This window comes from Planococcus sp. APC 3900 (genome assembly GCF_030407735.1).
Taxonomy (GTDB): domain Bacteria; phylum Bacillota; class Bacilli; order Bacillales_A; family Planococcaceae; genus Planococcus; species Planococcus notacanthi.
The window spans coordinates 777,532-793,550 of sequence record NZ_JASDCT010000001.1 but is presented as its reverse complement, the minus strand read 5'-3'; the positions used below and the strand labels follow the sequence as shown (position 1 = coordinate 793,550).

The following is a 16,019-nucleotide window of genomic DNA, read 5'->3' as shown; positions in this document are numbered from 1 at the left end:
TAATTTCATAATTAACCGATTAGTTGACGCTGCAGACGTGCCAATTTCGTGCTCACGCTGCTGTCATAAATACGGTTTCCGATTTGAAGACGCAATCCGCCGAGCAACGATGGATCGATGATGTTTTCAATTCGTAAAGATTGTTTACCGATTTTTTTAGCGAAAATGGAAGAGATGGATGCGCGTTCTTCTTCCGTCAAAGGACGTGTAGAATAAACTTTCGCATCTTCAATTCCTTGTGCGTCATTAGATAAAGCAACGAACTCATCAGCCAAAGAGCCGACTTCGTCCAGACGTTTGCGTTCTGCCATCAATTGAAGCGTATTCACCACAAACGGATTTGCTTCGTTAAATACTTCATTGATCAAGTTTCTTCTTTTCTCAGCAGAAAGTTTTGGTGAAACGATCAAATTGTAAAGTTCCGGAGTCATTTCGAAGACTTTTTTCACTTCACGCAAATCATGTTCAATATCCAAAGACGATCCGTGCTTCTGAGCGACTTCAAACAATGCTAAAGCGTAGCGTTCTGCAACTAGACTCACTGAACTTCGCCTGCCTTCGCAATCGTTTCGTTAATCAACTGACGGTTGTCTTCCTCAGAGATTTCTTTTCCAAGCACTTTCGTAGCAGCAAGCAATGACAATGCCACAACTTCTTCACGAACCGCTGAAATAGCTTTATCTCTTTCGTTGGCAATTTCCTGAACCGCTGCTTCTTTCATGCGGCCAGACTCAGCACGTGCAGTCGTAATGATTTCCTCACGCGAAACTTCGCCTTGCTTTTTAGCGTTCTCAACGATTTCCTGTGCTTGTGTACGCGCATCTTTAAGAAGGCTGCGCTGCTCTTCAAGCAACTTTTGTGATTCTAGACGGCTGTTTTCAGCAGTTTCGATTTCACTCTTGATCAAATCTTCACGCTGCTGCATTACGCCCATCAAAGGACCCCATGCGAATTTCTTCAAAAGCACCATCAGCAAGGTGAAGATAACAAGTGTAGCGAGAATGTCTCCGATATTCAAAAACTCCCCGGTTGCACCGAGTACAAGATGGTCAAAAAACACGATTGTTTCACTCCCTTCAAGAGCCTAAAATACAATTTCTTCTATAGTAAGATCTTTTACTCTGTAAGATGAATTTTCAAAAGCAAGGTGGTGCATACAAGTTTAAATGGCGAAAATCATGTAGTAGCATCCCCACCATTAAACTTTGTGACTATTAAATACTATTGGTTCATAACGATGAACGCGATAACTACAGCGATGATCGGCAATGCCTCAACCAATGCAACCCCGATGAACATAGTTGTTTGTAGAACTCCGCGAGCTTCTGGCTGGCGAGCGATACCTTCAACTGTTTTTGAAACGATAAGACCGTTACCAATACCTGCGCCTAGTGCTGCTAAACCTACTGCGATTGCTGCTGCTAATAAACCTAATGAACCTGTCATTTTGATGTGTCCTCCTCAGGATAGTTGTTTTTTTTTTGCTCTACGAGCAGTTTATACTCAATGGTCGTCGGCAACTTTGTGCGACATGTAGACCATCGTTAACATAACGAAAATAAACGCCTGGATTGCCCCGATAAAGATCGAGAATCCTTGCCATGCCATCATAGGCACGATTGCTGATGCGAATCCAAATGCACCTGCTGATGCGAGGCCTGCCAACAAAGTCAACAGGATTTCCCCCGCATAGATGTTACCGTAAAGACGCAGACCGAGTGTCAGCGTATTTGCGAATTCCTCAATGATGTTCAATGGGAATAAGAATTTCATTGGCTTGATATAGCCTCCGGCGTATCCTTTGAGCCCTTTCAGCTTGATGCCATAATAATGGCTCAAGATTAGCACCATTGCGGCCAATGTCATCGTTACCGTCGGGTCAGCTGTTGGCGATTTCCACCAAAGATCTCCGTTGACAACTATTGCAAATGGAAGGCCTAACATGTTCGAAACAAAAATGAACATAATCAGGGTGATTCCAAGAACATGGAATCGGCCACCATCTTTCCAATCCATATTGCTGTTGATTATTCCTTTAACGAAATCCATGATCCATTCCATGAAGTTCTGCATGCCCGTTGGTTTGAGCTGCAGTTTCCGTGTAGAAATATAAGCAATAAGGAAAACGATAAGAGCGGCTATAGTTAGCATCATAACGTTCGATAGGTTAAACCAGATCCCGAACACCTCGAGCATAGGAGCGCCATGTTCCACGATTGTTTCACCTCTCTTTCCACATTGTTAATGGTGTTTCACATGATAAACAATCCGCTCTGCCAATAACAGAGCGTAAGGGACCATCAACCCAATTACCGTACTGACCAAGTGAATGTGCTCTGCGAACAAAATGGCGATCGCCACAGCTGCAACACCTGATGCAAACCGTAATGCCGTTCCAAGCGAACGAACTTTCGAGCCTTCAGCCACCGCGCGGTCGAATTTCTCCATCCGCCGAACCAGGATCCACATGTTGTAAATGCCGAACAAAGTTCCGATTATGAGACCGGCGAACACTTCTTGATAAGGGGTAAACCCCCAACCAATAACGCAGAACGCCAAGATGAAAAAAATCATCTTTTTTAGTCGTGTATATATCTCCCTAAGTCCTTCCATTTTTTACTTGTCTCCTGATTCGAATTTGCGGACAGTCTGAAGCATTGCCCAAACACCGGCAGTGATGCCTATGAATAGGCAGATGATCATGAAAAACGGGGCGGTTCCGAGCCTGTCATCGAGCCACATACCTGTGAACACGCCGATAAGCACGGACCCGACAAGTTGTGAGAGGATGGCGCTATAAATTGCCATCGCTTGTAAGGGACTTTTTGTTGGGCGCATGATAACCCCCTCGAACTTCGTTGATTTGACATTAAACCCTTAAAAAGAGCCGTCGCATCAGGCTTTCAAGACCACATAATCTATGTAAGAAAACCTTCTCATGCATACCCTTTGTAAGCATACAATAGGGGTAAAATCATGTCAATTAGTAGAAGTGAAAAACTTCACAAGCGATTTCCTTCCGACATATTGTCGACAAATTTTACCGAAAAATTTGAAATTGACGGTCTATCCTATTTACAGCTTTGAAAAATACGTATGCAGCGCTTCGACGATCCGGGCAGATGCTCGGCCGTCTCCGTATGGATTGTATGCTTGGGACATCGCCTTGTAGGCAGATTCGTCCGTCAGCAATTCTTTAGCCATTCCGTAAATCGTCTCTTCGTCAGTGCCTGCGAGCTTCAATGTTCCCGCGGTGATGCCTTCAGGGCGTTCAGTGGTATCACGCAAAACCAGAACCGGCTTGCCAAGTGAAGGCGCCTCTTCCTGAATTCCGCCTGAATCGGTCAGAATAAAGAATGAACGGGCCGCAAAGTTATGGAAATCCAATACTTCCAGCGGTTCGATCAAATGGATGCGCGTGTCACGGCCCAGTACTTCATCCGCCACTTCGCGTACAGCCGGATTCATGTGAACCGGGTAAACCACTTGAATATCATCGTGCTCTTCAATCAACCGTTTAATTGCGCGGAACATATTTCGCATCGGCTGCCCTAAGTTTTCACGGCGGTGCGCCGTCAGCAAGATCATACGGTCTGTACCGATTTTCTCCAGGATCGGATGTGTGTAAGTTTCGCGAACAGTCGTTTGAAGCGCATCGATAGCCGTATTGCCTGTAATGTAGATGGTTTCTGCCTTCTTGTTTTCATCCAGCAGGTTCTGAGCGGATTTTTCAGTTGGCGAAAAATGAATATCCGCCATGACACCCGTCAACTGACGGTTCATTTCTTCAGGATATGGCGAATATTTATTGTGTGTACGCAAACCGGCTTCCACATGCCCTATGGCGACCTGGTTATAAAAAGCAGCAAGGCTGGCAGCAAAAGTCGTTGTCGTATCGCCATGCACCAGCACGATATCCGGCTTCGCTTCTTTCATAACCGAATCAAGCCCCTGCATGGCACGCATCGTAACATCGGTCAATGTCTGGCGGTCTTTCATGATATTCAAATCGAAGTCAGGCGTGATCTGGAAAGTCTCCAGCACCTGATCCAACATTTCCCGATGCTGCGCTGTCACTGTCACAAGCGGTTCAATGGTGTCGGGATGTTTTTGAAGTTCCAAGACAAGCGGCGCCATTTTAATGGCTTCAGGCCGCGTACCAAATATCGTCATTACTTTCCATTTTTTCGTCAAGCTGGTTTACCCCGCCCTCTTATTTAGTACCGAATAACCGGTCTCCAGCGTCTCCAAGACCTGGAACGATGTATCCTTTTTCGTTCAATTTCTCATCAAGTGCTGCGATGTAGATATCCACATCCGGGTGAGCTTCTTGCAGTGCTTCCACACCTTCAGGAGCTGCGATGATGCACATGAAACGAATTTTCGTAGCGCCACGCTTTTTCATGGAGTTGACTGCTTCAATTGCAGAACCTCCGGTAGCAAGCATTGGATCTACAACGATGAAGTCCCGTTCCTGCACATCGGATGGCAATTTCAAATAGTACTCGACAGGCTGCAATGTGACCGGGTCACGGTACAAACCGATATGTCCGACTTTAGCTGCCGGAATCAATTTCAGAATTCCATCGACCATGCCGATTCCTGCGCGCAAAATAGGAACAACGCCCAATTTTTTCCCTGCAAGGACTTTCGATTTCGCCATTTGGACCGGCGTTTCCACGTCGATTTCCTCTAGCGGCAAGTCGCGTGTGATTTCAAACGCCATCAATGTGGCAATTTCGTCAACCAATTCGCGGAATTCTTTCGTGCCTGTAGACTTGTCACGAATGTACGTTACTTTGTGCTGAATCAGCGGATGATCAAAAACGTATACTTTTCCCATGGCCTATCTCTCCTTTTCAAACATTATCTTAAATAGTATAACAGAAAATTCTTTGCCCTAGTGGCCAGATCCTGCTTTGGTATTATTCAGTTAATTTCGCCTATGCTTTAATTTTCCAAAGAAAAAAACCGGGAAATATTTCCCCGGCTTAGCAGATGTTTCATTTGTTCATTTAAATGCATTTCAACATCGGGTTCAAAAGTGTCCCATTTCCGCTATTCTGAAACGTTTTTTCTTCTGTTATAATAAATACGCTTCATTGAGCGGCATCGGCTTGTAGAAGAAATAACCCTGACCGACCTTGCAGCCAAGCGCCAATAATGTTTGGCGATCCTGCTCAGTTTCCACACCTTCAGCCACTGCGCGCATATTCAGGTTCTCCGCAAGCTGAATGATGGTCCGGATAATCGCCAAAGTTCCCGGTTCGTGCATAGTTGAAATGAACGAACGGTCGATCTTCAATTCTTCGACAGGCAGCTTCTGCAGATAGCTGAGCGACGAATAGCCGGTGCCAAAATCATCAATCGATGTCGTAAACCCGCAATGCCTCAGATGCCTAAAGACTTTATTGGCCGTTTCGATATCTACAAAACCGATTCGCTCGGTTATCTCCAATTGAATCCATTTCGGGTCAATGCCGTATTCGGCCGTCATGTCCATCAAATACGGAACGAAAGAATGATGGAAGAAATGATCTGCAGAGATGTTGATGGCAACTTGCCGAATCTTCAACTCCTGCTCTGTTCTTTTCTTCATCCATTGCAGCACTTGCTTCAAGACGTTTTGCTCCAGCATGCGGATTTTGCCATTTTTTTCAGCTGCCGGAATAAAGACGTCCGGCGGTATGGTCCCAAGCTCAGGAGATGTCCAACGGGCCAGAGCTTCAAAACTCAAGATTTCACCGGTTGCCAAATCGACTTTGGGCTGCAAATGGACGCCGACTTCATTGCGTCTCAGTGCTGCTGTCAATTCATTCGCCACACGCAGGTCCTTCATCATGAATTCATCATGTTCACTTTCAAAATAACAGATCGCCTCACCAGTCTGAAGTTTCGCCTGTGACAACGCACTATCTGCACAACGAATTAACTCCTCGGAATCCTGCTGGTTTGGCGTTACGATCGCTACCCCCATTTTCAAGGTCAGGAACAATTCCATATCCCCTACTTTGACAGGTTCCACCAGTCCGCTCAGCAGATGATCCAAGTAATCCGGAATTTTTGTGAAAGGCGTCGCACTGTACATGGCTAGGGTTGAATCCGAAAAACGTGCAATCAGGTTATCCGACAAATTCTGTGAAAGCATCAACCGTTTGCCGATTTCGCGCAGGATCGTGTCCCCCGCCCGGTGGCCATATTGATCGACCACTTTGACGTATTCATCTGTCGACAAAAATGCGACAAAACCTTCTTTGCCTTCTTTCAGCAAATCCGTGATTTCAGTTCTGAAATAATTTCGGTTGGGCAAATCCGTATTTTCATCGGTATAAGCCAAGCGCAAAACCTCTTCGTGCTGACGGGAATATTTGATGGCCAGCGAAGCGATCGATGCAACTTCTTCCATGAATGCCAAATCTTTTTCATGCGGCGTCAACGGCGAAGGGAAATAAATTCCGAAAGTACCGATGGCGCTTCCTTCAACATTAAATATTGGAATTGACCAGCTGGACACCAAGTTATAGGTTTTCACTAATTGCTGATGATTTCGCCACAAGTAGTCCGTGCTCATATCATCCACGATTACTGCTTCTTGCCGGTGGAATGCTGCACCACAAGTACCGATGTCTTCCTCAACCACCGTTCCGTCGATGGCATCCTGGAACCCTTTCGGCATGGAACTGGCCGCACCGATTTTATAAAGTTCGGTATCGTCGATCAACAATACCGTACATTTCGCTCCATCAATAAAGAACGATTCGGCGGTAGTGCAGATATTCTGCAGCAACGCGCTGAGCATATAGCCTTTTTCGATTCCCGTGTATGTCTCTTTTTGAAGCTTGATCAAGGCTTCTGCACGTTTGCGGTCGGTGATATCGTGCTGGAGCATCAATGTGAATTTGAAATCCTTTTCTGGAAAAGATAAAGGCTGCACAGTGATTTCATTCCAAAAAGGAGTGCTGTTTTTTCGGTAATTCACAATCTCCACAATGCCGCTCTTACTGGCATCCACACATTTCCGAATTTGCTCTTTCGCTTCCATTGCAGTTTTTTCACCATGCAGAAAACGACCATTCCGCCCCAGGGTTTCCTCTTCGCTATAGCCGATCATTTTGTAAAAGGCATCGTTCGCATAAACGACGGGCTGGTCTTCCATCTCCGAATTAACGATCAGAAATGATGTATGGAATTCAACACCGAGACGGCGCAGCCACTCCATGATTACCTTTTTATCTCTCTTCAGTTCATGCGTGTGCATACGACGCGTCCCTCCTGTGTTGCTATGTATTTTAATAAAGCAAAGAAATCTGCTCCAAATTATGCAGAAAAAATAAAGCTGCCAAGCAGTTTACCCGGCAGCAGTATTCAGTTATTTATATAATGGATGCGCAGCAGTCAATTTGGCTGTACGTTCTGCAGCATCTTTTTTCACGGATTCATCTTCCGGATTTTTCAGGAGCATTGCCATGATTGCAGCAATTTCTTTCATTTCCGCTTCTTTAAATCCACGGGATGTTACGGCAGCAGTCCCAAGACGGATTCCCGAAGTGACAAATGGGCTTTCGGGATCAAATGGAATGGTATTTTTGTTTGTTGTAATACCGACTTCATCAAGTACATGCTCTGCGACTTTGCCGGTCAGATTCAACGAGCGGAGGTCGAGCAGCAGCAAATGATTGTCTGTGCCGCCGGAAACGATGTCAACGCCTTCAGCAATCAAGCCTTCAGCAAGTGCATTGGCGTTTTTCACGACTTGTTCAATATACGTTTTGAATTCAGGCTGCTGTGCTTCGCCGAATGCAACGGCTTTCGCTGCGATGACGTGCATAAGCGGACCGCCTTGAATTCCAGGGAAAATGGTTTTATCGATTTTTTTCGCAAATTCTTCATTGCAAAGAATCAACCCGCCGCGTGGACCGCGAAGTGTTTTATGCGTAGTCGATGTAACAAAATGGGCATGAGGGACAGGATTAGGATGAGCTCCAGTAGCAACAAGGCCGGCGATATGCGCCATGTCGACCATCAAGTAAGCTCCTACTTCATCAGCGATTTCACGGAATTTAGCAAAATCCAATTTACGCGAATACGCACTTGCTCCAGCAACGACCATTTTCGGTTTGTGTTCCAACGCTGCCTGGCGGACTGCTTCATAATCAATCAATTGCTCTTCTTCTGTAACGCCGTACTCGACAAAATTATACTGCATACCGCTGAAATTCACTTTACTGCCGTGCGTCAAATGCCCGCCGTGGTTCAAGTTCATTCCAAGAATCGTATCACCTTTTTCCAAAACTGCTGTATAGACAGCCATATTGGCTTGTGATCCAGAATGGGGTTGAACGTTCGCATGTTCCGCACCAAAAATTTCTTTCAGGCGGTCGCGTGCAATGTTCTCAACGACATCCACAAATTCGCAGCCACCGTAATAACGTTTGCCCGGATAGCCTTCCGCGTATTTGTTGGTCAATACTGATCCCTGTGCATCCATAACTGCTTGTGAGACAAAGTTTTCAGAAGCGATCAATTCGATATTCGCTTCCTGTCTTCCTTTTTCTGCATTCATCGCTTCATATACTGCTGGGTCTAGCGCCTTAATCAATTCCATCTGTGTATCCCTCCTGTAATTGAACAAGCTCACGATCATAGCTCGCACGTGCCCCACCGATCAATTTCGGCCGGGTAGTAGCGGCTGCCACAATCGCTTCACCTACTAGTTTAACAGAAGTTCGCAGAGGAACGGCAACTCTTTTCAAATGCATGCCAATCATTGTTTGTCCGATATCGATTCCCGCATGGGCCTGGACCTCTTCCACTACGACCGGATCGGCCATATTGCTGAATGCATATGCACTCATCGAACCGCCAGCTTTGGCGACTGGAATAACCGAGACCGGTTCCCATCCATATTTTTCAGCAGCCTGCCGCTCGACCGTCAATGCGCGATTGATGTGCTCACAGCCTTGAAACGCCAAAAAGAGCTGATGGCGTGCCGCGAATTTCTCCAAAGGTTCAAACAGACTTTCTGCAATATCCAACCCGCCGCCTGTTCCGATGCGTTTTCCTGCTACCTCTGACGTCGAACAGCCGACTACAAACACTTGGCCTTTCCTGAACTCGATCTGTTGCTCCAATTCGCTTAAAATCTCTTCCAGTTGCAATTGCCATAAAGTTTGCATGCCGACTCCTCCTTATTTTTCGAGGTCTGTGATTTTTTGGATGCGTTTTCCGTGTCTGCCGCCTTCAAATTCTTCTGTCAGCCAAGTTTGAGCAATTTCACGTGCAAGGCCTGGACCAATTACGCGTTCCCCCATTGCCAGGATATTTGAATCGTTATGCCCTCTCGTCGCTTTTGCACTGAATACATCATGGACAAGCGCGCAACGAATGCCTTTGACTTTATTTGCCGAGATGGACATGCCGATGCCTGTGCCACAAATCAAAATCCCACGGTCAAATTCTCCGCTTGCCACCCGGTCAGCAACCGGTTTTGCATAATCCGGATAATCGACTGAATCATCCGTATGCGGACCGAAATCCTGATATTCTATGCCAATTTCGTTCATTAGGTTAACGATTTCTTTGCGCAGGTTATTCCCGCCGTGATCTGATGAAATTGCCACTCTCATGGTAAACCCTCTTTTCTTAAAATCAAATTTATGGTTCAGCAAAAGCGCTCTTGTCGAATTGTGCCGAATTGCCATTACGCTTTTAATTAATTCTAACATTTTTACGCAAAAAAGACAGGCAAACCCTCACTGGCTCGCCTGTCTTTTTCAGTTAAGTGATTTTTTCAATTAATTTATCAATCAGCTCTTTGAGTTCATGAAAGGTCTCTTCATAAAGTTCCAGCGGCCCTCCGTACGGGTCACTGATATCTTCTGCCGAACCTTCGGTGAATTCCTTCAATGTATAAAGTTTTGTCGCTGCTTCAGGCTGTGCCTGCAGAAGCGTCATTTTATGCGAATTGGTCATCGTCAAAATCAATTCCGCCCATTGCATATCCCCCGCTTCCAGAGGCTTGGACGTATGAGTAAACGAAATTTGCTGTTGAGATAAAACAGATTGGGCATTCCTGGACAGCGGTGCGGCACCAGCAAATATCCCCGCCGAACGGACTTCGATACCAGGCATTTTTTTCGCTGACAGGATGGCTTCAGCCATCGGGCTCCGGCATGTATTGCCCGTACAGACAAATAGAATCTTCATCCTGCACCTCCTTTCAAACAATCAGCTGAACCATTTATGGTCCGCAGCTTTTTCAAGTCTGTTCATTAACGCTTCGTCCATTTTCCCACCGGTTTCAACCGATGCCAAAATCAGATCTGCATCTGTTGAATCACATTTGCGCAAGCTGGCGTAAAGAGTTGCCATGGACAATGGAAAATTAAAATCAGCTTCAGGGTATTCTTCTTTGCTGATGACAGCTACGCGTTTCCCTTTTCCCCGGACATATTCAATCGCTTTTTCAATTAAACCTTCTTCATTTTCAATCAAATACAATGGAGCTGCAGGCGCGTAATGCATGTACTTCATCCCTGGGGATTTAGGCGTGTTATTTTTGTTGTCGGAAGACAAACGGACCGTTCCGATGACATTCTCCAACTGCTGTTTCGACACTTTCCCTGGACGCAGAATAACCGGCGGCTCACAAGTTGTATCCAGCACTGTGGACTCGATGCCGATTTCCGTGGGACCGCCGTCCAAAATCAGCGGAATTTTGCCATCCATGTCATGGTATACATGTTCAGCCAAGGTTGGACTTGGCTTTCCGCTTGTATTGGCGCTCGGTGCCGCCAAAGGCAGCTTCAGTTCCTGCAAAAGCTTCAGCGCTACCGGATGATTCGGCACACGGACTCCGACTGTTTCAAGATTTGCGGTAACATTTCCGGCAAAGGTTTCAGGTTTTGCTTGCATGATCAGCGTCAAGGCTCCTGGCCAAAAAGCATCCATGCATTGCAACGCTTTTGCTGATACTTCCTGCACATATGTCAATGCTGTTTCCTTCGAATCAACATGGACAATCAATGGATTATCAGCAGGTCGTCCTTTTGCTTCAAAAATTTTATTGACGGCTTCCCAATTGGTCGCATCCGCTCCCAATCCGTAAACTGTTTCAGTCGGAAACGCAACAACCTCACCATTCCGAATGATTTCCACAGCCTGTTTATAACTTTCTTTTTCATCCACATTCTTATCCACAGAAATAATTTCCGTCTCCACAAGAACAACTCCTATTTTTAAGGGTTTTTATCGTCCTATCCACACAAAGTGGATAACTCCCTATTAGTTGTGCGCAAATTGTGCATAACTTACTCGATAATCGCAAAAACCATGCGATCCTTTTTGTTGATATCTTCTTTAATATAGACCACTGCGTCCGGAAAAGCGCTTTTTAGCATTTTTTCGACCGCCGGCCCCTGTTGATAACCTATTTCGAATCCAATGATACCTGGTTTATTGATCAACTTCGGAAACTGTTCAGCCATTTTTTCATACAAAGCCAAGCCCTCCTGATCGGCGAACAAAGCATTATGGGGCTCAAAATCGCGGACACTGTCGGACAAACTCGGCGCTTCTTCATGTCCGATATAAGGCGGATTCGATAAGACGACATCCCATTTCCGGTCTTTGATCGGTTCCGTCAAATCACCTAACCGGAAATCGATTTCCGCATGAAGGCGTTCGGCATTTAATGCTGCCGTCTCCAATGCAGGCTGCGAAATATCGGTGGCGGTTACCAGCGCATTTGGCAACTCACATTTCATCGTGATGGCGATAATGCCGCTTCCTGTACCAATATCAGCGATCGCCAATTCTTCCTTGAAAAGATGGCGTTCAATCAACTGCAGCGTTTCTTCTATTAGTTCTTCTGTTTCAGGCCTTGGAATCAAGACATTCGGATTTACCAGGAAGTTTCTGCCATAAAATTCTTCACTGCCCGTCAAATGCTGCACTGGAACCCCTTTGGCATGCTGCTCCACATTTACCCAGAACCGGTTAAATTGAGTTTCACTGATTTCATCGCGCATGGCAGCGATCAAGCCCGAATACGAAAGGCCCAGTTCATATTGAAGAAGGATGCGTGCAGCTCCTTCTTCACGGCCGTTCTCCAGTAAAAAAGAAGAAGCCCTCTTCAGGGCCTCATAAACATACTTAAGCTTGGTCATTGTTCAGGCTTTCCATGCGGGCTGACTGTTCTTCCACAATCAACGCTTCAATGATTTCATCCATTTTCCCTTGCAAAATCTGATCCAGCTTCTGGATCGTCAATCCGATGCGGTGATCGGTGACACGGTTTTGAGGGAAGTTGTATGTCCGGATCCGTTCAGAACGGTCGCCCGTTCCAACCGCAGATTTACGGACTGCGTCATATTCAGCCTGTGCTTCCTGCTGGAATTTTTCATAAACGCGTGCACGCAATACTTTCATGGCACTGGCTTTGTTTTTGATCTGTGATTTTTCATCCTGGCAGGTAACCACAGTATTGGTCGGAATGTGCGTCAAACGGACAGCTGACATCGTGGTGTTAACCGATTGTCCGCCGGCGCCTGAAGATGCATATGTGTCAGTCCGGATGTCATTCTCATGGATATCGATTTCCACTTCTTCAACTTCCGGCAAACAAGCCACCGTTGCGGTTGAGGTGTGGATCCGCCCGCCCGATTCTGTTTCTGGCACCCGTTGTACACGGTGTGCTCCGTTTTCATATTTCAATTTCGAATAAGCGCCTTTTCCTGTAATCATAAAGACGATTTCCTTGAATCCGCCAAGTCCGGTCGGGTTCGAATCCAGCACTTGGACTTTCCAGCCGTTCGTTTCGGCAAAACGGGTGTACATGCGGTAAAGGTCACCTGCAAATAACGCAGCTTCATCTCCGCCAGCTGCTCCACGGATTTCCATAATAACGTTTTTATCATCATTGGGATCTTTCGGAATCAACAGCTTATGAAGGCGCTCTTCAATCACTGAAATCTGTTCTTCCAATTCGCTGACTTCTTCCTTGACCATTTCGCGCATGTCGGCGTCCATCTTATCGTCGAACATGGCTTTTGCTTCCGCCAATTGAGTTGTCAAATCTTTGTATTCACGATAGGCTTCAACCGTTTCCTGCAGATCCGATTGTTCCTTGGAATACTCACGCAGTTTATTGGTATCGCTGACGATATCGGGATCGCTCAGCAATTCGTTCAAACGGTCATATCTATCTTCTACTGATTGTAATCGATCAAACATAGGTGTCACCTCGAGTTCTAATTTTGTGTCGTTTTTGTGTTGGATTGAAACCTTCATCATGGCTGTTCACTTGATTGGTTAAAAATTTTAATAAGCAGCTATACTTTGTCATCCGTATATTTCAGCTATGGAGCCACCCAGCGGAGACTCCACAGGATAGCGGAGCTGGTTTATGGAATATCCGTATTCCAACTTAACTATTCACTTAACAGTAACACCTGCAGGCACTTCGTGATGATGGCGGCAGCGTGGTTCGTAGGCCTCAGATGCACCGACCAGTATTGTTGGGTCATCTGACCCGGCTGGCTTGCCGTCGATCAGGCGCTGCGTCCGGCTTGCCGGAGAACCGCAAACGGTACAGACAGCTTGAAGTTTCGTCACTTGTTCGGCAATGGCGAGCAAAGCTGGCATGGGGCCGAATGGACGTCCTCTGAAATCCTGATCCAGTCCGGCAACAATTACACGGAAACCATGATCAGCAAGCTTTTGGATGTTTTCGATGATGTCTTCATCAAAAAATTGGGCTTCATCGATGGCAATGACGTCAAATTCATCTGTAATGTGATCCCACATATCAGTTGAGCGGGAGATCGGCAGAGCGATTACTGTTGCTCCATTATGGGAAACAACCGCTTCTTTGCTGTAACGGTCGTCGATTTTTGGTTTAAAAACGATAATTTTTTGTTTGGCGAATTGCGAACGGCGCACTCGGCGGATCAGTTCTTCGGATTTTCCGGAAAACATGCTGCCACAGATTAATTCGACCCATCCTGTTTGTTTCATGACGTACATAGGTGAGACCCCTTTCGGACACTTTGTTGTTAGTTTAATCATACCAAAAATCATTCAGCATCTTGCTGTTTTTTGGAATATGTAAGGTGTTTTTTTCTAATATGGAGAAAGCCATAATCAGGCAGCTTCTCCTTTATCTAAGGTGGATAAGGCATCCACTTGCTGAAAAAGCAGGAATAAACGAAAAAAAAATACCCGCCAGGCGTTTTCGCGCTAGGCAGGTATATTTTTAATTGATGCAGGAAAGCGGTAAACAGGAGGACAAAAATTCGTTGCGGAATTTCTGCTTCCTGTCCATGCTCTTCCAATATTACTCGTTGATTTCTTCTTTAAGGCCGTATTTTTTGTTGAAACGGTCTACGCGGCCATCTGCTGAAGCGAATTTCTGACGTCCAGTGTAGAATGGATGACATTCAGAGCAAAGCTCAACGCTGATGTTTTCTTTTACAGAACCAGTTGTGAAAGAGTTCCCACATGAGCAAGTTACTGTAGCTTGTTTGTAATCTGGATGAATACCTGATTTCATTTTGTTTTCTCCTCTCGCCCTGAACCATCTGGAACAGAGTTTAATCTATTTTTACTATTGCCTTACACGGTTCTTTAGACCGTATATGCAATAGCTTTGGTTTGATTCACTCTCATAATCATATCAAATTCTTGTGTCGTTTGCAAGCATTTAAATCATCTTCTTGTTGCTTCGGTGGGTCTTCATTTCCGTAGCCAATTGCTCGAAGAATTCTTCATTTGTATCTGTTTGGCCCAGCTTCTTCAGGAAACGTTCACCGAAATCATGAGAATCCGAGAAAGTTTTTCGGATGGACCAAAGCTTTTCAAGCTGTTTCGGCTCGATCAGCAACTCTTCCTTACGCGTTCCGGAACGGCGTATATCAAGTGCAGGGAAAATGCGGCGTTCAGCCAAAGATCGGTCAAGATGCAATTCCATGTTGCCGGTCCCTTTAAATTCCTCGTAAATGACTTCATCCATTCGTGACCCGGTTTCCACTAAAGCGGTCGCTAAAATCGTCAAACTGCCGCCTTCTTCGATATTTCGGGCGGCACCGAAAAAGCGTTTTGGACGGTGGAAAGCTGCTGGGTCTATTCCTCCTGATAGTGTACGCCCGCTTGGCGGAATCACCAAATTATATGCTCGGGCAAGGCGCGTGATGGAATCCATCAAAATGACAACATCACGTTTGTGCTCAACAAGGCGCATCGCCCGTTCAAGGACAAGCTCTGCGACTTTCACATGATTTTCAGGCACTTCATCAAATGTCGAAGAGACAACATCCGCATTTACGGAACGTTCGATATCCGTTACTTCTTCCGGACGCTCGTCAATCAGCAGGACAATCAATTCAGCTTCGGGATGATTGGTTGTAATGGAGTTCGCAATTTCTTTTAGAAGCATGGTTTTCCCGGCTTTTGGCGGTGCTACGATCAATCCGCGCTGACCAAAACCGACTGGCGCAACCAAATCCATGATGCGTGTAGACAAATGAGCCGGTGTCGTTTCCAGACGGATATGGCGATCTGGATAAAGTGGCGTCAACCCAGGGAAATGCACACGTTCTTTGGCTACTTCCGGATCTTCGCCGTTAACGGCTTCGACTTGAAGCAAACCGAAATAACGTTCGTTTTCCTTTGGAGGACGCACTTTCCCGGAAACTTTGTCCCCATTCCGCAAATCGAAACGGCGGATTTGGGATGCCGAGATGTAGATGTCCTGTGAACTTGGGGAATAGTTGATCGGGCGCAGGAAGCCAAAGCCTTCTGATTGGATAATTTCCAAAACACCTTCCATAAAGAAGAAGCCTTCCTGTTCCGCGCGTGTCTTCAAAATCGCAAAAATCAGTTCTTTTTTTGTCAGCTTGCTGTAATTGGTCAATTTATATTCTTTTGCTAAATTATATAGTTCTTTTAATGTCATATTCTCCAATGCGGAGATTGTTATCGTTGCCATGTATCGGACACCACTCTTATTCGTATTATTTTTT

The 16,019-nt window shown here is 45.7% G+C and carries 19 protein-coding genes; all 19 read right to left on the bottom strand.

Annotated features, from left to right (window positions below; translation table 11 throughout):
- Nucleotides 1–11: 11 nt before the first annotated feature.
- Nucleotides 12–542, bottom strand: coding sequence for a F0F1 ATP synthase subunit delta (locus tag QMA04_RS03970; RefSeq protein WP_191713560.1), 531 nt, complete (start codon nucleotides 540–542; stop codon nucleotides 12–14).
- Complete coding sequence (gene atpF / locus QMA04_RS03965; RefSeq protein WP_191713559.1) at nucleotides 539–1,060, bottom strand: F0F1 ATP synthase subunit B; 522 nt, start codon at nucleotides 1,058–1,060, stop codon at nucleotides 539–541. Before atpF ends, QMA04_RS03970 begins: the two co-directional genes overlap by 4 nt.
- A gap of 161 nt (nucleotides 1,061–1,221) precedes the next feature.
- The gene (atpE, locus tag QMA04_RS03960) at nucleotides 1,222–1,446 is read right to left on the bottom strand and encodes a F0F1 ATP synthase subunit C (RefSeq protein ID WP_006829234.1); all 225 of its coding nucleotides are present in this window, start codon (nucleotides 1,444–1,446) and stop codon (nucleotides 1,222–1,224) included.
- A gap of 57 nt (nucleotides 1,447–1,503) precedes the next feature.
- Complete coding sequence (gene atpB, locus QMA04_RS03955) at nucleotides 1,504–2,214, bottom strand: F0F1 ATP synthase subunit A (RefSeq protein WP_191713558.1); 711 nt, start codon at nucleotides 2,212–2,214, stop codon at nucleotides 1,504–1,506.
- Between the two features lie 27 nt (nucleotides 2,215–2,241).
- Nucleotides 2,242–2,613 carry an ATP synthase subunit I gene (locus QMA04_RS03950; RefSeq protein ID WP_191713557.1) on the bottom strand — a complete coding sequence of 124 codons (372 nt, stop codon included), beginning with the start codon at nucleotides 2,611–2,613 and terminating at the stop codon, nucleotides 2,242–2,244.
- Between the two features lie 3 nt (nucleotides 2,614–2,616).
- Nucleotides 2,617–2,838, bottom strand: a complete 222-nt coding sequence (locus tag QMA04_RS03945) for an AtpZ/AtpI family protein (RefSeq protein ID WP_142827136.1) — start codon at nucleotides 2,836–2,838, stop codon at nucleotides 2,617–2,619.
- A 237-nt stretch (nucleotides 2,839–3,075) separates the two neighbouring features.
- The gene (gene wecB / locus QMA04_RS03940; protein WP_290184001.1) at nucleotides 3,076–4,194 is read right to left on the bottom strand and encodes a non-hydrolyzing UDP-N-acetylglucosamine 2-epimerase; all 1,119 of its coding nucleotides are present in this window, start codon (nucleotides 4,192–4,194) and stop codon (nucleotides 3,076–3,078) included.
- Between the two features lie 19 nt (nucleotides 4,195–4,213).
- Nucleotides 4,214–4,843 (bottom strand): uracil phosphoribosyltransferase, encoded by a 630-nt coding sequence (gene upp / locus QMA04_RS03935; protein WP_191713556.1) that lies wholly within the window; start codon nucleotides 4,841–4,843, stop codon nucleotides 4,214–4,216.
- Between the two features lie 240 nt (nucleotides 4,844–5,083).
- Nucleotides 5,084–7,258, bottom strand: a complete 2,175-nt coding sequence (locus QMA04_RS03930; protein WP_290184000.1) for an EAL domain-containing protein — start codon at nucleotides 7,256–7,258, stop codon at nucleotides 5,084–5,086.
- 111 nt (nucleotides 7,259–7,369) lie between these two features.
- Nucleotides 7,370–8,605: a serine hydroxymethyltransferase gene (glyA, locus tag QMA04_RS03925; protein ID WP_191713554.1), complete on the bottom strand. Its 1,236-nt coding sequence runs from the start codon at nucleotides 8,603–8,605 to the stop codon at nucleotides 7,370–7,372.
- Complete coding sequence (locus tag QMA04_RS03920; RefSeq protein WP_191713553.1) at nucleotides 8,592–9,176, bottom strand: TIGR01440 family protein; 585 nt, start codon at nucleotides 9,174–9,176, stop codon at nucleotides 8,592–8,594. Before QMA04_RS03920 ends, glyA begins: the two co-directional genes overlap by 14 nt.
- A 12-nt stretch (nucleotides 9,177–9,188) precedes the next feature.
- Nucleotides 9,189–9,626 (bottom strand): ribose 5-phosphate isomerase B, encoded by a 438-nt coding sequence (gene rpiB, locus QMA04_RS03915; RefSeq protein ID WP_191713552.1) that lies wholly within the window; start codon nucleotides 9,624–9,626, stop codon nucleotides 9,189–9,191.
- A gap of 151 nt (nucleotides 9,627–9,777) precedes the next feature.
- Nucleotides 9,778–10,206, bottom strand: a complete 429-nt coding sequence (locus tag QMA04_RS03910) for a low molecular weight protein arginine phosphatase (protein WP_290183999.1) — start codon at nucleotides 10,204–10,206, stop codon at nucleotides 9,778–9,780.
- A gap of 21 nt (nucleotides 10,207–10,227) precedes the next feature.
- Entirely contained in the window at nucleotides 10,228–11,220 is a 993-nt protein-coding gene (locus QMA04_RS03905) for an L-threonylcarbamoyladenylate synthase (protein ID WP_191713550.1), read from the bottom strand.
- 89 nt (nucleotides 11,221–11,309) lie between these two features.
- Complete coding sequence (prmC, locus tag QMA04_RS03900; protein ID WP_290183998.1) at nucleotides 11,310–12,167, bottom strand: peptide chain release factor N(5)-glutamine methyltransferase; 858 nt, start codon at nucleotides 12,165–12,167, stop codon at nucleotides 11,310–11,312.
- Nucleotides 12,154–13,233 carry a peptide chain release factor 1 gene (gene prfA, locus QMA04_RS03895; protein ID WP_191713548.1) on the bottom strand — a complete coding sequence of 360 codons (1,080 nt, stop codon included), beginning with the start codon at nucleotides 13,231–13,233 and terminating at the stop codon, nucleotides 12,154–12,156. The genes prmC and prfA overlap by 14 nt, the downstream gene beginning before the upstream one ends.
- A 201-nt stretch (nucleotides 13,234–13,434) precedes the next feature.
- Nucleotides 13,435–14,025, bottom strand: coding sequence for a thymidine kinase (locus QMA04_RS03890; RefSeq protein WP_191713547.1), 591 nt, complete (start codon nucleotides 14,023–14,025; stop codon nucleotides 13,435–13,437).
- A gap of 310 nt (nucleotides 14,026–14,335) precedes the next feature.
- A complete protein-coding gene (gene rpmE / locus QMA04_RS03885) occupies nucleotides 14,336–14,551 on the bottom strand; it encodes a 50S ribosomal protein L31 (RefSeq protein ID WP_191713546.1) in 216 nt (71 codons plus the stop codon).
- A 150-nt stretch (nucleotides 14,552–14,701) separates the two neighbouring features.
- On the bottom strand, nucleotides 14,702–15,985 hold the full coding sequence (rho, locus tag QMA04_RS03880) for a transcription termination factor Rho (protein ID WP_191713545.1): 1,284 nt from the start codon (nucleotides 15,983–15,985) through the stop codon (nucleotides 14,702–14,704).
- Nucleotides 15,986–16,019 lie beyond the last annotated feature (34 nt).